The 17203-nt window shown below is 42.7% G+C and carries 13 protein-coding genes; 12 read left to right on the plus strand and 1 reads right to left on the minus strand.

The genetic code is table 11. From position 1 onward, the window contains the following. Positions 1-46: 46 nt before the first annotated feature. The 5 genes from G588_RS0101925 (at position 47) to G588_RS0101945 (ending at position 5480) form a co-directional block, all read left to right on the plus strand. Positions 47-1306, plus strand: coding sequence for a 6-phosphofructokinase (locus G588_RS0101925; protein ID WP_022777069.1), 1260 nt, complete (start codon positions 47-49; stop codon positions 1304-1306). A gap of 182 nt (positions 1307-1488) precedes the next feature. Then, positions 1489-2877 carry a GGDEF domain-containing protein gene (locus G588_RS0101930; RefSeq protein ID WP_022777070.1) on the plus strand — a complete coding sequence of 463 codons (1389 nt, stop codon included), beginning with the start codon at positions 1489-1491 and terminating at the stop codon, positions 2875-2877. A 125-nt stretch (positions 2878-3002) separates the two neighbouring features. Then, positions 3003-3281: an HU family DNA-binding protein gene (locus G588_RS0101935; RefSeq protein ID WP_022777071.1), complete on the plus strand. Its 279-nt coding sequence runs from the start codon at positions 3003-3005 to the stop codon at positions 3279-3281. 139 nt (positions 3282-3420) lie between these two features. Continuing rightward, the gene (locus G588_RS0101940; protein WP_022777072.1) at positions 3421-5082 is read left to right on the plus strand and encodes a GGDEF domain-containing phosphodiesterase; all 1662 of its coding nucleotides are present in this window, start codon (positions 3421-3423) and stop codon (positions 5080-5082) included. Between the two features lie 149 nt (positions 5083-5231). Then, on the plus strand, positions 5232-5480 hold the full coding sequence (locus G588_RS0101945; RefSeq protein ID WP_022777073.1) for an HPr family phosphocarrier protein: 249 nt from the start codon (positions 5232-5234) through the stop codon (positions 5478-5480). A gap of 95 nt (positions 5481-5575) precedes the next feature. On the opposite strand, the gene G588_RS0101950 is transcribed toward G588_RS0101945, so the two are convergent. After that, positions 5576-6463, minus strand: coding sequence for a DegV family protein (locus G588_RS0101950; protein WP_022777074.1), 888 nt, complete (start codon positions 6461-6463; stop codon positions 5576-5578). Between the two features lie 738 nt (positions 6464-7201). Here G588_RS0101950 and G588_RS21165 point away from each other — a divergent pair. The 7 genes from G588_RS21165 to queA all read left to right on the plus strand — a co-directional run bounded on the left by G588_RS21165 (position 7202) and on the right by queA (position 17148). Continuing rightward, positions 7202-8944 carry a GGDEF domain-containing protein gene (locus G588_RS21165; protein ID WP_022777075.1) on the plus strand — a complete coding sequence of 581 codons (1743 nt, stop codon included), beginning with the start codon at positions 7202-7204 and terminating at the stop codon, positions 8942-8944. Between the two features lie 169 nt (positions 8945-9113). Then, complete coding sequence (locus G588_RS0101960; RefSeq protein ID WP_330361396.1) at positions 9114-9599, plus strand: manganese efflux pump MntP; 486 nt, start codon at positions 9114-9116, stop codon at positions 9597-9599. Between the two features lie 414 nt (positions 9600-10013). Beyond that, the gene (gene pheS / locus G588_RS0101965) at positions 10014-11060 is read left to right on the plus strand and encodes a phenylalanine--tRNA ligase subunit alpha (protein ID WP_022777077.1); all 1047 of its coding nucleotides are present in this window, start codon (positions 10014-10016) and stop codon (positions 11058-11060) included. Between the two features lie 31 nt (positions 11061-11091). Next, positions 11092-13512 (plus strand): phenylalanine--tRNA ligase subunit beta, encoded by a 2421-nt coding sequence (gene pheT, locus G588_RS0101970; protein ID WP_022777078.1) that lies wholly within the window; start codon positions 11092-11094, stop codon positions 13510-13512. A gap of 86 nt (positions 13513-13598) precedes the next feature. After that, positions 13599-15098 (plus strand): aminopeptidase, encoded by a 1500-nt coding sequence (locus tag G588_RS0101975; RefSeq protein WP_026668523.1) that lies wholly within the window; start codon positions 13599-13601, stop codon positions 15096-15098. Positions 15099-15118: 20 nt separating this feature from the next. Further along, complete coding sequence (locus G588_RS0101980) at positions 15119-16084, plus strand: glycosyltransferase family 2 protein (protein ID WP_026668524.1); 966 nt, start codon at positions 15119-15121, stop codon at positions 16082-16084. Positions 16085-16092: 8 nt separating this feature from the next. After that, complete coding sequence (queA, locus tag G588_RS0101985; RefSeq protein ID WP_022777081.1) at positions 16093-17148, plus strand: tRNA preQ1(34) S-adenosylmethionine ribosyltransferase-isomerase QueA; 1056 nt, start codon at positions 16093-16095, stop codon at positions 17146-17148. The last annotated feature ends 55 nt before the right edge of the window (positions 17149-17203 follow it).

The raw sequence follows: 17203 nt of genomic DNA on the forward strand, positions 1-17203 counted from the left end.
GACTATAATCAAAAGGTATGAAACTTTCGAAAGGGGACAGGAGTCAATGGTACAGAAAAAGAAACGTAATGTAATTGTTGGACAGTCGGGAGGCCCTACAGCGGCAATCAACTCCTCACTCGCAGGTGTTTACAGAACCGCTATCGACCGTGGATATCAGAAGGTTTACGGAATGATCCATGGTGTACAGGGACTTATGGAAGGCAGATATGTTGACCTTGCTGATCACATTCAGTCAGGACTTGACATTGAGCTTTTGAAGAGAACTCCATCTGCATATTTGGGATCATGCAGATTCAAGCTTCCTGAGATTTTTGAAAGCAAGGAAATCTATGAGAAAATCTTCCAGATTCTGGATAAGCTCGAGATTGACTGCTTCATCTACATTGGTGGAAATGATTCAATGGACACCATCAAGAAACTTTCCGATTACGCTATAATTTCCGGATCAGCCATCAGATTTGTAGGCTGCCCTAAGACAATCGATAACGATCTGGCACTTACCGATCATACACCGGGTTACGGCTCAGCAGCCAAGTATATCGGTACTTCTGTAAAAGAGATCATCAGAGACAGCTGGTCACTTGAGACAAGCAACGGCCAGGTTATCATTGTGGAAGTAATGGGAAGAAATGCCGGATGGCTTACAGGCGCTACAGCACTTGCCAAGGGCGAAGACTGTGACGGACCTGACGCAATTTATCTTCCGGAGCTTCCTTTTGACATGGATGCTTTCGTCAAGAAGATCAAGGGACTTCTCAAGAACAAGGCTTCTATCGTTGTTGCTGTTTCAGAGGGTATCAGAACCAAGGACGGCAAATATGTCAGCGAGCTTGGAAACAGCATCGATTATGTGGATGCTTTCGGACATAAGCAGCTCACAGGTACAGCAAGATATCTCTGCGAAGTTGTTGCCAAGGAATGTGGTTGCAAGACTCGTCCCATCGAGCTTTCAACTCTTCAGAGAGCAGCAAGCCACTGTGCATCACGTGTGGATATTCTTGAGGCCTATGAGGTTGGTGGTGCTGCAATGAAGGCTGCAGACGAAGGTGACAGCGGCAAGATGGTTGTCATCGAGAGACTTTCCGATGATCCTTATCAGGCAGGAACAGAGGTTAAGGACGTTCACAAGATCGCAAACGATGAGCGTACAGTTCCAAGAGAGTGGATCAACAAGGAAGGAACCTATGTTACACAGGAGTTCATCACCTATGTACGTCCTCTTATCCAGGGCGATGTAGGACCTATCATGGTTGATGGTATTCCGAGACACCTTTACAGACCGGGATTCCAGGATATTCTTTGATTGAAGTGTTAAACTTAATATAACGACGAAGGCTGTCATTTCCTAAAGGGGATGGCAGCTTTTTTAATAGTAATTATCGATAATGCGTTATACTTTTTTTATTTGACAGGCAATTTCCTCGATTTTATTATATTATTAGATACTGTCGGCAACTGACTTTTCAGGGGTCATGAGGTAGAAAAATGATCAATTATAGTACAGGGCAGGTTGTAACCGACGCAGATCTTAATCTGATAAAGACTAATGACGGATATTTGGATTTTGTAAGTGATGGACAGGCCAATGATTTTATGTCTAATGTCTTTTTGGATGATCAGCATATTCTATATGAAACAGTTGAGCGTCTTGAGAAAAAGACCTCTGATATCCTATGCTTCAGAATGCTAAATAAAAGCGGTGAATATACATGGGTTACTGCCAGGTGCAGCAAGGATGAAGCTGACGGTTATATGAAGATAACTATGGATTTTCAGGATATTTCGGTGTTAACTCAGAGTGAAGACAGAAATGTCCTTGATGAGGCCACAGGACTTCTTACGAAGAAGGCCATCACCGATTATGCCAAGGCCAAATGTGCCAGTGTTACTGATAGAGTCATTTGCCTTGCAATTCTTGATGTGGATAATTTCAAGCAGGTCAATGATACCAGAGGACATGCCTTTGGAGATGAGGTGCTTCTGGCGGTAAGTGAAGTCATAAGAAATACACTTGGAAGCTATGGTAAGGCCGGCAGAATAGGCGGCGATGAGATCCTTCTGGTCATAGAACTTGATAACGGCAAAGAGGAACTGCGTCCTATACTCAGGAATATCAGGGAGAAGGTGGAGAAGCTCTTTTTTGATGAAGAGGGGTATCCGCTTATTACGGTATCTATTGGAGCGGCCGATTTCCCGACCTATGTAGATAATTATACAGATCTGTTTAATCTTGCTGACAGGATGCTCTACAGAGCCAAGAACAGGGGCAAAAACAGATATGTTATGTATACTCCCGAGATTCATGGCATCGTTGTAAACGGTATCCTCAAGGAAGAGGACAATAAGGCTGTTAACAGTGCTTCTCCAAGGGATAAGACCAAGCTGGTTCTTGAAACTATAGATGGGTTCTTTGGTACCATGGGAGAGGCTATATCAGAGGAAATGGCCAAGATTGCCGCAACCTATGAGCTGGATGAAGTCTATTTGTTTTACAAGGATTTACGAAAGAGTGTATATGGTTATAAGAGGCTTGAGAACATCGATCTGCATGGCGTCAAGCTCAGCAAGATCATGGAAGCTGAATCGGATATAAGATATGTTCAGGAGTCTGGATTTGAGCAGAAATTCAACAGTAATGGTGTCTTTGTTGTGGATGTTCCGCAGACGCAGCTTCATATGTCCACCAAAGCCAGGGAGTTTTTTGAGGAGCACGGTATCAAGCATGCCTTTATTTATAAAATGCAGGATATGCCCTACGAAGGTTATATTGCCTTCTATAATACCCGGGATTTATCAAGAAAATACCCTCAGCCGGACATCACAGACTTTACATATCTGTCCAAAATGATAGAAATTGCTCTGAAAACCCGATGAAACAACGTTTTTTCTCCAAAAAAATCGAATTTTTTGCGTATTTTAGCCATTTTTGTGTTGTTTGTAGTCAAAAATAGTGGTAGAATGGGCAATGTAGTAAAATATTTCTTTTTGGAGGGAAAAAAATGAACAAGACAGAACTTATCGATGCAATTGCTAAGGAAGCTGGTCTCACAAAGAAGGATGCTGCTGCAGCACTCAACGCTTTCACAGAGACAGTAACTAAGGAGCTTAAGAAGAAGGGTAAGGTTCAGCTTGTTGGCTTTGGTACATTCGAGACAACAAAGAGAGCTGCTAGAACAGGTAAGAATCCTCAGACTGGCGCTGCTATCAAGATTCCTGCATCTGTAGCACCTAAGTTCAAGGCTGGTAAGGCTCTTAAGGATCTTGTAAACAAGAAATAATTTTTACGAATTCCGGAAGCTGCGCTTTTTAGCGCAGCTTTTTCATTATCTGAAAAAAATAAATCCTATCATTGAAATAATAGACACTTTTATATAATATAGTGATATGTACTGAAAAACTTTTCTAAAGGGCGCTAATATGACTTTTGAAAGAAGCTTTGAGAACTTTGTGCAGATACTGTCGGAAGAAGAGGTTACTCCTGAAATTTCGCCAAGCGCATTGGCAGATCTTTCCAAGGAGTATTTTCTGCGCTCCATAATAGCAGTGGTTTCCGATGCCAAGTATTCTGACAGAGCAGGTGAACCTGAGACGGTTATTCCGCTTTTTGGTCCTACACCGGAGAATGAGGCACCGGCATATCTGTTTAAGCACCGTATAGCCGATAAGAAGGTGGTTGTTTACAATATCTATCTTATGCCGGACAAAAGCTGGAATGAAGAGGAATACAAGAGCTTTGCCATTATTCTTGATGTCCTGTCATTTCACATGGAAAAATATCTGCTCACAAGCATTGTCAGAAACAGTGCTCTTACTCAATATCTTACAGGTCTTCCCAATTCGGGAGGCTTTATTGCCTTTGCCACACGTCTTCTTGAATCAAGGGCGATAATGGGCTACGATTCCTTCTATTTTAATCTTAAGAGCTATGGACTTATCAGCAGACGTTACGGCCTGTCTGAAGGTGATGAGATTATGAAGCGTTATGCTGCCAAACTGCGGGAGTTCTGTGAACCTGATGAGATAGTTGCCCATTTTGGAGGGGATAATTTTACCGCCCTTATCAAGAAGGAGAGAACCAAGCAGTTCATCAAATACCTCTCAGGAGTAAAGGTTTTTGGCGTTAAGAATGGCAGGCAGGAAGAAATAAGGATCGAGGCAGTATCCGGAATATATGCCGTAGATGATTCCCTCAAGGAGGCAGGACAACTCATCTCCAGAGCTATGATGGCCTGCAACTATGCCAAGAATGTGGCCAACAAGCCCTATGTATTTGTGAATAAGGCCATGAGCACGAGAATATACAGACAGAAACAGATCGAGGACAGATATGAGGAAGCTCTTGCCAATGACGAGTTCAGAATCTATCTGCAGCCCAAGGTTAATACAAGGACCGGAGAACTTATTGGCGCTGAGTCTCTGGCCAGGTGGTTCTGTAACGGCGTAGTACTGTATCCCACCGAATTTGTGCCTATTCTGGAGCAGGAAGGCATGGTTGCGTCTCTTGATCTCTATGTCCTTAAGAAGACCTGTGAATTTGTCAAAAACTGGGAGAAGAATGGTATTACACCTGTGCCTATATCGATCAACTTCTCCAGAAGGGATCTTAATTACAAGAACCTTGCTGGAGAGATTGTAAAAATAATTGATGACGCCGGTATTTTAAGAAAATACATCCAGATTGAGGTTACAGAGACTGCCAGTGAGGATGAGAGACTTCTTATGACGAACTTTCTTAAGAAGCTTCGTGAGATGGAAATTGAAACCGCTATCGATGATTTTGGAACCGGTTATTCCTCCCTGTCCAATCTCCGTGATTTTCCTGTTACTGAGATTAAAATTGATCGTTCTTTCATCAATAATGATGAGCTCAACAAGAACGATGAGATAGTTCTCCGCAACATTATAATAATGGCCAAAGAGCTGGGAATCAACGTGATTGCGGAGGGTGTAGAGAGACCGGATCAGACCAGACTTTTGGATGAAGTTGGCTGTTATATGGTTCAGGGGTTCCTATATGATAATCCTATGCCGGAACCGGAATTTCAGAAACGATTAATCAAGAGGAAATATACAGAATAGAGTGTTTATCTGCGTTTTTCAAGAAACCGCTTACATTTTATTTTATACTTTTTTAATTTTTATATTGTTCACATTTCCCTTTCAAAGTGGTAGACTAAACACTGTTCGCAGATGCAAGCCTGCAAACTTATGAGAAGGGGAAAAGATATATGAGAAAAGAAGTAAAGGTTTCGCTGGGCGGGAAAACCCAGATCAGGCAGTTCATCAATATGAACTCCAAGTCTTCCTGCGAGATTGATGTTCAGGATGGCCACAGTTTTATTGATGGAAAGTCTATCGTTGGTCTGTTGTCACTTAATCTTTTCAGACCACTTCAGGTAACTGTCATCGGAGACGACAAGACAATAACGGATCTGATCGATAATTACAGCACACATCAGCTTCTTCTTGCCAAATAAGGCATGAAGTTACCAAAAAAAAGACTCATGTTTCCGGCGATAATGCAGAAACAGGAGTCTTTTTTATTTACTATTTTTTACAGTTAAACTGTTAATCAGTCGACACGCTTTTTGCCCCAGAAGAACAGTGCTACTGTGCCCGGACCTGTGTGGCTTCCGATGGTGGTACCGATACTGTAGATGCGGACCTTGCCCTTCATTTTGGGGAATTGTTCCTCGATCAAATCCGCAACCTTGCGGGCATCTTCATAGCAGTCGGAGTTGGAAATGAAGCATTCTCCGTCGTAATCTGTGCCGTTTGCTGCATTCTCAACCATCTTCTGAACCTGAGCCTTCATGACGGCGCTCTTACCTCTGATTTTGGATCTTACAATCAGCTTACCCTGATAGTCAACGTTCATAAGAGGGCAGATATTAAGTACACTGCCGATTGTTCCTGCAACCTTGGAGACACGTCCGCCTCTTATAAGGTATTTAAGATCTGAAACGAAGAACCAGTGCTGGCATTCCAGTCTGTGTTCGATGGTCCATTCGTAGAGGGAGTCGATGCTCATTCCCTCGTCACGAAGATCGGCAAGCTTGTCCATCAATAATCCATAGCCTGCGGAAGCGGCCAGGGAATCCACAACATAGAGCTTCCTATCGGGATACTTCTCCTTAAGCTGGTCTCTTGCGATAATTGCAGAATTAAGGGTGCCGGAAATTCCGGAGGAAAGGGTGAGATGAAGAATATCCTTACCTTCCTGGAGCATAGACTCAAAATATTCGATGTATTCACCGACACTTACCTGAGAAGTTTTGGTCATACTGCCTTCGGCCATCTTCTTATAGAAATCCTTAAATGGAAATGATTCACCCAGATCATCGGGGTAATCAGCTCCATCTATCTGAAAATGAAAACAAACATATTTGATGTCTCTTCGCTGAAAATGAGCATTGTCAAGATCGGCGGTAGAACAGCAGCTTAATACGTAGTTACTCATATTTTTCCCCTTTTCTATCGTATTTAATCATTACAATGATACATTAAAAATGACCGAGTATCAATCAAATCATTAAACAGTGCAAATTGCACAAGCGAAAAATGGGAAGCTGTTTGAATAGACTGAAAACTTGCACAATTTTAAAAACAAGGTTGACAACTTTTTGTGCACATGGTATATTATATATACAATCACATAGCAAATAAAACCTACGCAGTCGAGATGGCTTAAGCTTCATCGAAGACGAGCATTGGTTTTCGGAGCGACTGGTATCCACAGCGACGGCGGCGATGCTTCACCTTAGCCAAGGGATTCCAACAAGTCGCGAAGGGTGTGATTTAAAATATATAGTTGTCCAAGACATCGCAACTAGGAAAGATGAGGATAAGACCCTTGGAAATTTCAATTTAAGGGCGGGTATTCATTAGAATAATGGATGCCCGCCTTTTACTGTCCCCTGATATTTTTGCTTTTAGATCCGGATGCAGGCCTTTTTGATCAGATGCCAAGATTAAATATAATATATAACATATATAATAAATCGTGAAACTTAGCTTCTATAAAGAGTGTCTGACAATAAAATAAAAAAACTATAAACTCTGAAAAAACATAATTGTTATATTGTAGGCAATTTTATTTTTTTATAATATGATATAGGTGCCAAAAGATACTTTTGACACTTACATCATAATATAAAATAAGTAATAATGGGCTGTTAACAAGAAATTTGAGGCTGATATGCAGGAGATTAATTCTCACGAAATCGTGATCGATGCAAAAAATCATACAATGATATCCGGTGACTCCAAGGCGGACAGGATCCTGAAGGAAGTGGGATCTGTCCCTTTTGAGCAATGCGTGACCGAAGGGTATAGGGATCTTTTTCTTCAAAATTTGAAGGATAAAAAAGGTGTATGGTTCCCTACTGAGCTTCGTTACGATGATGAATTCGCATATTTTTATATCAAGGCTGAACAGGGCGAGACGAAAGATACTGTTTTGCTTAAGATAGTAAGTCTTGACGGACTTCTTGACAGCCAGCAGGATATGTCCCGTACCATCAGATCCTATAGGGCACAGTTGGACATATATGAGGACGTTTTCTTTGAGTATGATCCCCAAACCGGTATGGTTGAGGTGTTTAATGCGCAGGAAGCCTATTTTGAGGCCGGTAGTTATTCCATTGATGCTTTTGAAGAGCTGCTTCTTAAACAAGCTTCAGACAAGCAGATTAGTGCTGTTAAGAGCTTTGTCTCCCAGATAAGATCCAAGACCGGAAGATTCGGAGTTAAGGTAACAGGAAATCTCCTTAATGATGACACATCCCTTAACGTAACCATGCTTGAGGGCGGCTTTGTGTTCTTTGACAAGGAAAGGGAAGGCGTAGTCGGGCATATTCATTTAAGGAGCTCTAAGGGTAAGCTGGTGGCTGCAAGTATAAAACATGACTCCCTTACAGGACTTGTTGATAAGGCAGATATTACCAGGATAGCAATGGAGAGGATAGATGAAAGGTGTCTTTCGGGAACAACACTTGCTATCGTTGATATAGATTTTTTCAAAACTGTAAATGACACCTATGGCCATCAGTACGGCGATTCCGTGATCAAAAAGATTGCAGATATCATCTCCGCAGAAGTGGGGAGTGACGGAATTGTCGGGAGATTTGGCGGTGATGAGTTCCTGGTTGTTTTTTACAATATTTCAGATGAGGAGACGCTAAGAGGGTATCTTCGAAATATGAAGAAAAAGATAGAAGCTGCCTTTCCTGATAAAGGGGTTGATGAAAACACTCCCCTTTCTATTTCGGTGGGAGCAGCCATATATCCCAAGGACGCAGATACCTATGAGGACGTCTTTATGGTGGCGGACTATTGCCTTTATATAGCCAAGGATAAGGGCAGGAATCGCTACATCATATATGATGAATGCAAGCATGGTCTTGTGGAAGCGATACGTCTTAAGAAAGACACTGTCAAGAAACGCAATGACAGAGATGTTTCTCTGGGGGATGTGATGGTTCGGATGTTTGATCAGATCCTTCACGGAGATGGCAGCAGTCCTGAAAGGATTCTGGATGAGTTTGCCCTTTCTTTTGATCTTCAAAGAATCACTCTTCTTGTGGGTGAGCCCTTCAGATTCAGGTATTCATCCGGAACGGAGGCTATTAAGAATCCTGAGGATGCACAGTTTTTGCTGGGCTTTCTTAACAGTGATTTCAAGAATAAGTATCTTGGAGATCAGACTTTTATTGTAGTTAACAGGATAGATTCCCTTCCGGTTCAGGCCGGTGCCATTAAGTCTTTTTTGAGAGAAGCCGGGATTTTGTCTTATGTCATTGTGAAGTTTTTTGACAAAAATAAAAGAGAGTGTATACTTATGATTTCAAGCATCGGTAAACAGACACAGTGGAATCAGATGCATTATAAGTATTACAGGGCGTTAGGAGATCTTCTGTCTCTTTATTCGCTTAATTTCTGAATTATATAATAAACACTGACTGATGCTGTGATTTGATTGCGGCATCAGTTTTTTGGGAGAGTATATGGCAGCTTTGGCAAAATTTTTTCTAAATAGCATAATGCTTGGCGTAGGACTAGCAATGGATGCTTTTTCCGTGTCATTGGCAAACGGATTCGCGGAAAGCAGGATGAATAAGAAAAGGATGGCATTTATTGCCGGAATATATGCGGGATTTCAGTTCCTTATGCCGGTGATCGGCTGGGGATTGGTGCATGAGGCTCTTAGCTTTTTTAAGGCTTTTGAACCATTTACTCCCTGGATTGCGCTTATTCTTTTGTGCTTTATCGGTGGAAAAATGCTGATTGAGGGTATTAAGGACAAAAAGTGCGGGGGTGAAGAGGACTGTGCCTGTTCAGACAGGATATCAACCAAGCTCTTGATGACTCAGGGCGTCGCAACTGCAATAGATGCTCTTTCAGTTGGCTTTACCATTGCTGAGTATACGATGATCATGGCGGTTACAGCATCACTTATCATTGGTGCCGTAACATTTGTTATATGCTTTGCGGGCCTTAAACTTGGAACCAGATTTGGAACTAAACTTGCCGGAAATGCCAAGATTTTAGGCGGAATCATTCTTATTGCCATAGGACTTGAGATCTGTTTCTTCTAAGACCGTGGTGAAAATAAGTATATTTTTAAGTTGACGGTTGACTTTTTTTATAAAGAAAAATAGAATATTTAAAGCGAATATAGAAAATGCATTGATGGTGCGGGGGTAACCCCAAGATGTTATGTCATCCTTCTAGAGAATCGGAGTCATCGGCTGGAAGCTCCGCAGGTAATGGCATATACGGAAATTTCCCACCGGAGCAGTCCAAATGAAACGATTACCGAGTATTCGAAAGTAGTTTGGAACGTCTGTCTACGTTACAGATAGCAAAGAGCCTGTTATTTATGACAGGAACATGGGTGGTACCGCGGAACAATTCGTCCCATAGCATTATTAGAAATGCTATGGGACTTTTTTGCGCGTGAAGCAGAGCCATGCTTCACACGCAAATCCAATCAATAGGAGGAAGGAAATTTGGAAAACAACGCTTTACGTGAAAAAATCGAAGCAATCCGTGAAGAAATCAAGGCAAATGCCGAAAAGCTTGATAATTCCAAGCTTGTTTACGAGATGAGAAAGACTTTCTTGGATAACAAGGCCGGCAAGATCAGTGCTCTTATGAAGGAAATGAAGAATATTCCCGCAGAGGATCGTGCTGAGTACGGAAAAAATGTAAATGAATTAAAGCAGTGGGCCCTTGAGCATTTTGAAGAGCTTGATAAGAAAATGAAGGAAAAAGAGCTTCAGCTTAGATATGAGGCTGAGAAGCAGGATGTTACAATGCCCGCCAAGATGCGCTATGAAGGAAATCTTCATCCGGTAACACAGATGAGAGAGACTCTTATCGACATTTTTGCCGGAATGGGATTTGAGATTTATGAGGGCACTGAGATTGAGAATGATTATTACAATTTCACAGCTTTGAACACCCCCAAGGATCACCCTGCAAGGGATATGCAGGATACCTTCTATCTTAGCCCTGAGTTCCTGTTAAGAACACAGACCTCATCAGGACAGATCCATGTTATGGAGAACTCCAAGCCTCCTATCAAGATCTTATCCCCCGGTAAGGTTTTCCGTTCTGATGATGATGCTACGCATTCACCTATGTTCTCACAGATGGAAGGACTTGTGGTTGACAAGGGAGTAAACCTCTGTGATCTGAAAGGAGCACTGGAAACATTTGCGCAGAAGATCTTTGGAGAGGGAACAACCACAAGACTTCGTCCTTCATACTTCCCATTCACAGAGCCTTCTGTAGAGGTTGACTGCAGCTGTTTTGCCTGTGGCGGTAAGGGATGTAATCTTTGCAAGGGTACAGGCTGGATCGAGGTACTTGGAGCCGGCGTAGTTAATAAAAAAGTTTTAGAGAACTGCGGAATTGATTCTGAAGAGTATAGTGGATTTGCTTTTGGTATCGGTATTGAGCGTGCAACAATGCTTAAATACGGTATCAACAATATCAAGCTTTTGTACGAGTCAGATCTTGATGTTTTGAAGCAGATTGATCACTACGAATAATTCAGGTTTTCTAAAATAGGAGGAAGATAAAATGTTAGTACCCTTAAGTTGGCTTAAAGATTTTGTTGATATAGATATTGAACCCAAGGAACTTGAGAAAAAACTCTTTGACTGCGGTTTCGAAGTAGAAGAGTGCTGGGAAGTGGGTAAGGATATTTCCAAGGTTGTAGTTGGTGAGGTTCTTACCTGCGAAGCTATTCCCGATACACATCTTCATGTATGTACAGTAAATGCCGGTGAGCACGGTACATTCCAGGTATGCTGCGGTGCTGATAATGTTCAGGCCGGTGGCAAGTATCCTCTGGCTCTTGTAGGAGCTACAGTTATCGAGACTGCCAAGGACCATGTGACAGTTGTAGGTGTTGCAACCATCAAGAAGGGCAAGCTTCGCGGTTACGATTCAGAGGGTATGCTCTGCTCAGGCGTTGAGCTTGGCGTAACTGAGGACATGTATCCCGGTGCAGGCTATAACGGACTTCTTGTATTCCCTGAGGATACAGAGGTTGGCGCAGATGTTAAGCCTCTTCTTGGCCTTGATGAGTGGATCTTTGATGTTTCCATCACTGCCAACAGACCTGACTGTCAGAGCATTTACGGTCTTGCAAGAGAGGTTGCGGCTGCTCTTGACAAGCCATTAAAAGAAATTGATCTTAGCTATACAGAAACTGATGTGGAGAACGAAGGCTTCAGCGTAACAGTTGAAGACCCTGATCTCTGCCCAAGATATATCGGACACTATGTATATGATGTAAAGCTTGGCGAGAGCCCTCTCTGGATGAAGAGAAGACTTGCTATGGTTGGCAATAATGCCATCAACAATATCGTTGATATCACTAACTATATTATGAGAGAGCTTGGTCAGCCCATGCACGCTTTTGACGGCAAGTTCCTTGAGGATAACAGGATCGTTGTAAGACGTGCCAAGGCAGGAGAGAAGATCACAACTCTTGATGAGAATGAGTTTGAGCTTACTACAGATAACCTTGTTATCTGCGATGGCAAGAAGCCCGTTGCTCTTGCCGGTATCATGGGAGGTCTTAATTCAGAGATCCGTGATACAACAACTACAGTTACTTTTGAGGCTGCCAAGTTCATGCGTGACAACATCCGTAAGAGTTCAAGAGCACTGGGCCAGTCTTCTGACTCTTCAGCTGCTTTTTCAAAGGGTGTTTATGAGTACACAACAGTTATCGCCATGAAAAGAGCTCTTCACCTTATCGAGCAGCTTGGAGCAGGTAAGGTTTCCAAGACTCATGTTGACGTTAATACAGGAAACAGCCTTGAGAAGAAGGAAATGAAGGCTTCCATCAGGAAGGTAAACGGAGTTCTTGGTATCGAGGTCCCTGAGAATGAGATCAGGAGAATCCTTACAAACCTTAATTTCGAGCCTGTAATAAACGGCGATGAGCTTACTATCAAGATTCCTGCATATCGTGAGGATATGGAGAACTATCCTGATATTGCAGAAGAGCTTATCCGTATGTATGGCTATGATCATGTACAGCCTACATTCCTTAAGAGCTCAAGTGTAACAATGGGAGGAAGAAATCAGAAGCAGAAGACAGAGCTTAGGATCAAGAGAGCTCTTTGCTCACAGGGCGCATTTGAGTGCATGCACTATTCATTCTTCTCACCCAGTGACTTGGATCTCCTTAGATTCCCTGAGGACGCTGCAGAAAGGACTGCCATCAGGATCCTTAATCCTATCAACGAGGATCTTTCTCTTATGAGAACAACTCTTGCAGCTCAGATGATCCATGCTATTGCAAGGAACCAGAAGAAGGGAACCCTGGAGGGAAGACTTTTTGAAGTAGGTAACAGATTTGTTCCTAAGGCACTTCCTCTTACAGAGTATCCTGAGGAGAAGGCAACTCTTTGCATCGGTATTTTCGGTGATGGCGAGGATATCTTTACATTAAAGGGACTGGCAGAAAATGTTGCTGCTGCACTTCATATCAGCTTTAAGTATGAGGCGGCCACAAAGACATTTTTACACCCCTACAGAGCAGCTAAGATCCTTTGCGAGGGCGAAGAGGTTGGATATCTTGGCCAGATCACCTATGAGATCCAGGATGATACAGATATGAGAATTCCTGCATACATCTGTGAGATTGACCTTTCTCTTCTTGAGAAGTGGTATGGCAAGACACCTACATTCCAGCCACTTTCAAAGTTCGCCACTGTTAAGCGTGACCTTGCGCTTGTTATGGACAAGACAGTTACCTGCGGAGAGGTTGAGGATGCAATCTATGGTTCCTGCAAGTATGTAACAGATGTTAAGCTCTTTGACGTGTACGAAGGACTTCCTATTCCTCCTACCAAGAAGAGTATGGCATATACAATTACCTTCACTCCCAAGGATGAAGAACTTACAGATGATGCTATAAACGGATACGTTGACAAGATGCTCAGAAAGCTTTCATTTACAATGGGTATCGAGATCCGTAGCTGATTTGATTAGAAACAAAACAGATGTTATAATAGCCATTGCTTACAAGTGAAGCAATGGCTATTTTTTCCAGAAAGGAGCTTTCATATATGAACAGAAAAAATGTATGGACAACATATTCACAGGCACAGCTTAAGGCTTGTGACAAATTTGCAGAAGACTATAAGAAGTTCTTGGACAACTCCAAGACAGAGCGTGAAGCCATCGACGAGATCGTAAACGAGATCGAGGCAGCAGGCTACAGAGAGCTTAACACTCTCATTGGTTCAAAGACCAAGCTTAAAAAGGGAGACAAGGTTTATTCAGTTTGGATGAACAAGTCAATTGCCATGTTCCAGCTGGGATCTGAGCCCCTTGAGGCGGGACTTAATATTCTTGGAGCACATATCGATTCTCCAAGACTTGATGTTAAGCAGAACCCTCTTTACGAGGACGGCGGCTTTGCTTATCTTGATACCCACTACTACGGCGGAATCAAGAAATATCAGTATGTTGCAATGCCTCTTGCCATCCACGGTGTGTTTGTTAAGACCGATGGAACAACAGTACAACTCAATGTAGGTGAGGATGAGGATGATCCTGTATTCTTCGTTTCAGACCTTCTTATCCACCTTGCGCAGGATCAGATGGGCAAAAAGGCATCTGAGGTGATCACAGGTGAGGCTCTTGATCTTATCGTTGGTAACAGACCTTTCGTTATCGAGAGCAAGGAAAAAGAGAAGGCCGAGAAGGAAGATGCCAAGCTCTCAGCAGGCGAGAAGTACGCCATCAAGGCCGAGAAGGAAGAGAAGGCTGAGTCAGGCAAGGTTTCAGGTGCTGTAAGACGTGGTATTCTTGCTATCCTTCATGATCTCTACGGTGTAGAGGAAGAGGATTTCATTTCAGCTGAGCTTGAGATCGTTCCTGCCGGAAAGAGCAGAGATGCAGGCTTTGACAGATCAATGATCCTTGGCTATGGCCACGACGACAGAGTGTGCGCATTCCCTTCAATGAGAGCGCTACTTGAGGCTAAGAATCTTAAGAGAACAGGTTGCTGCATCCTTGTTGACAAGGAAGAGATCGGCAGCGTTGGTGCAACAGGTATGAGAAGCAGATTCTTCGAAAATGCCCTTGCAGAGCTTATGAATCTTACAAAGGAAGGCTACAATGATCTGGCTCTGAGAAGATGTCTTGCTAATTCCTGCATGCTTTCTTCTGATGTTAATGCAGGTTTTGATCCTACATATGCATCCTGCTTTGAGAAAAAGAATGCTTCTTTCCTTGGACAGGGTCTTGTATTTAGCAAGTTCACAGGTTCAAGAGGAAAGTCAGGCTCAAATGATGCCAATGCTGAATTCATTGCAGAGATCAGAAGAGCCTTCGAGAAGGACAAGATCGTATATCAGACAGCTGAGCTTGGTAAGGTTGATGTTGGCGGCGGCGGAACTATCGCTTACATTCTTGCCCTCTACGGAATGAATGTTATCGATGCCGGAGTTGCGGTTCTTAACATGCATGCACCTTGGGAAGCTATCAGCAAGGCTGACCTCTTTGAAGCTAAGAGAGGTTATGTTGCATTCCTTCAGAATATTGATTTCAGAAATGAATGATTAAACTTATGAGGGAGAAGATGATTTCAGTACTGCTCTCTGTTTATAACAGAGAGCAGTATTTAAGGAAATGTATAGACAGTGTTCTTGCGCAGAATGCTGATTTTGAACTGATAATTGTAGAGGACGGAAGCACCGATGGTTCCGGGGCTATCTGTGATGAGTATGCCAAAGAGTACTCAAACATAAGAGTTATCCATCAAAAGAATCAGGGAATAAGTGTGGCACGCAATGTGGCACTTGATGAAGCAAAAGGGGATTTCATCATGTTCCTTGACAGTGATGATTATTTGCCGGCGGGGAGTTTTGAGACGCTGTTAAGGCTCCAGGAAGAAAACGACGCTGATTGTGTTGCCGGCAATTATGCCTGCTGCAATGATGATGGCTCTTTCGACAAAGTAATAGATATTCCGGACAAATACAATAACAGACTGCTTACAAACAGAGAAATCTGCGAACTGCTATTGTACTCAGGTGAAACCCATGTGCTTATCGTATCCTGGGGGAAACTTTTTAAAAGAGAGGTTTGGGATAATATCAGGTTCCCTAACGAAGTTGTAAAGAGCGAGGATCAGTTTGTGTTCCCTGCGCTGATGGAAAAAATGCCAAGGTTTTATTATACCAACAAGATTGTATATAACCAGGTGTTTTCCAATAGCAGTATCACAAGAAGTCCGTTTTCAAGAGAACATCTTTTTGATGCTGAAGGTGTTGCTATCGTAATCGGTTATCTAATGGATAAGGGGTATTATGATATTGCACTCTATAAGTTTGGTGTTGGAACGAGAAGGATCATCAACATGAAACGAGTGCTTGAGGACAACGAATCTAAAGCAGAGATTAAGAGGCTGTATAAAGTTTACTGCGACATTGCCGAGAAGCTGTCGCCGCATTTGACTTTTAACAATAAACTAAGGATGGCCCTTTACAGAATAAATATGGATGTTTATGCCCACATCAGAGATCGGATGTGTGATTCAAAGTGAGAAATACTATGAGTGAAAATGAAATGTTAGGACTGTCTACCGCGGATTATTATTTTGATCTTCCGGAAGAACTGATTGCTCAGGATCCCATGGAAAAAAGGGATGAGTGCAGACTGCTGGTTGTTGATAAGGAAACCGGAGAGACAGAACACCACAAATTTAATGAAATTATAAATTACCTTAATCCGGGAGATTGTCTGGTTCTTAATAACACCAAGGTAATCCCAGCAAGGCTTCTCGGACAGAAGGAGGAGACAGGCGCAGCAGTTGAGATTCTGCTTCTTAAGAGAAAAGAAGCTGATGTCTGGGAAACTCTGGTTAAGCCCGGTAAGAAGCTTCGCCCCGGTGCGAGAGTAACCTTTGGAGATGGAATTCTGAAGGCGGAGATTCTTGATATTGTGGATGAAGGCAATCGACTTGTTAAGTTTTACTACGACGGAATATGGGAAGAGGTTTTGGACAGACTTGGTGAGATGCCGCTTCCTCCTTACATTACCCATAAGCTTCAGGACAAGAATATGTATCAGACGGTCTATGCCAAGTATGAGGGATCGGCTGCTGCACCTACTGCAGGACTTCATTTTACAGAGGAGCTTCTTAAAAAAATCGAGGACAAGGGTGTTGATCTTGCCTATGTAACTCTTCATGTGGGTCTTGGTACCTTCAGACCCGTTAAGGTTGACAATGTAAAAGAGCATCACATGCACACTGAGTGGTATCAGGTTACCCAGGAGGCTGCCGATAAGATAAACAGAGCCAAAGAAAACGGCCATAAGGTAGTCTGCGTCGGGACAACCAGCTGCAGGACAATAGAGAGTGCAGCTGATGAGAATGGCAGACTTACTGCCTGCAGCGGCGATACTTCGATATTTATCTATCCGGGATATAAGTTTAAGGTCCTTGATAATCTGATCACCAACTTCCATCTTCCTGAGTCAACACTGGTTATGCTGGTATCCGCACTTGCGGGAAGAGAGCATGTTCTGGCTGCTTACGAGGAGGCCATTAAGGAGAAATACAGATTTTTCTCCTTTGGAGATGCCTGCCTGTTTTACAAAAAGTAAATGCTTTGTTACAATAAAATGGTAACTAAAAGCCGTTTATTTTTATGGGGAACAT

It is taken from the genome of Butyrivibrio sp. AE3009 (assembly GCF_000420845.1).
In the GTDB taxonomy this organism is placed as follows: Bacteria; Bacillota; Clostridia; order Lachnospirales; family Lachnospiraceae; genus Butyrivibrio.

Excerpts from the sequence above, each read along its gene's own strand:
- G588_RS0101925 (WP_022777069.1), top strand. The coding sequence starts at position 47 with ATGGTACAGAAAAAGAAACGTAATGTAATTGTTGGACAGTCGGGAGGC.
- G588_RS0101930 (WP_022777070.1), top strand. The coding sequence starts at position 1,489 with ATGATCAATTATAGTACAGGGCAGGTTGTAACCGACGCAGATCTTAAT.
- G588_RS0101935 (WP_022777071.1), top strand. The coding sequence starts at position 3,003 with ATGAACAAGACAGAACTTATCGATGCAATTGCTAAGGAAGCTGGTCTC.
- G588_RS0101940 (WP_022777072.1), top strand. The coding sequence starts at position 3,421 with ATGACTTTTGAAAGAAGCTTTGAGAACTTTGTGCAGATACTGTCGGAA.
- G588_RS0101945 (WP_022777073.1), top strand. The coding sequence starts at position 5,232 with ATGAGAAAAGAAGTAAAGGTTTCGCTGGGCGGGAAAACCCAGATCAGG.
- G588_RS0101950 (WP_022777074.1), bottom strand. The coding sequence starts at position 6,463 with ATGAGTAACTACGTATTAAGCTGCTGTTCTACCGCCGATCTTGACAAT.
- G588_RS21165 (WP_022777075.1), top strand. The coding sequence starts at position 7,202 with ATGCAGGAGATTAATTCTCACGAAATCGTGATCGATGCAAAAAATCAT.
- G588_RS0101960 (WP_330361396.1), top strand. The coding sequence starts at position 9,114 with ATGAATAAGAAAAGGATGGCATTTATTGCCGGAATATATGCGGGATTT.
- pheT (WP_022777078.1), top strand. The coding sequence starts at position 11,092 with ATGTTAGTACCCTTAAGTTGGCTTAAAGATTTTGTTGATATAGATATT.
- G588_RS0101975 (WP_026668523.1), top strand. The coding sequence starts at position 13,599 with ATGAACAGAAAAAATGTATGGACAACATATTCACAGGCACAGCTTAAG.
- G588_RS0101980 (WP_026668524.1), top strand. The coding sequence starts at position 15,119 with ATGATTTCAGTACTGCTCTCTGTTTATAACAGAGAGCAGTATTTAAGG.
- queA (WP_022777081.1), top strand. The coding sequence starts at position 16,093 with ATGAGTGAAAATGAAATGTTAGGACTGTCTACCGCGGATTATTATTTT.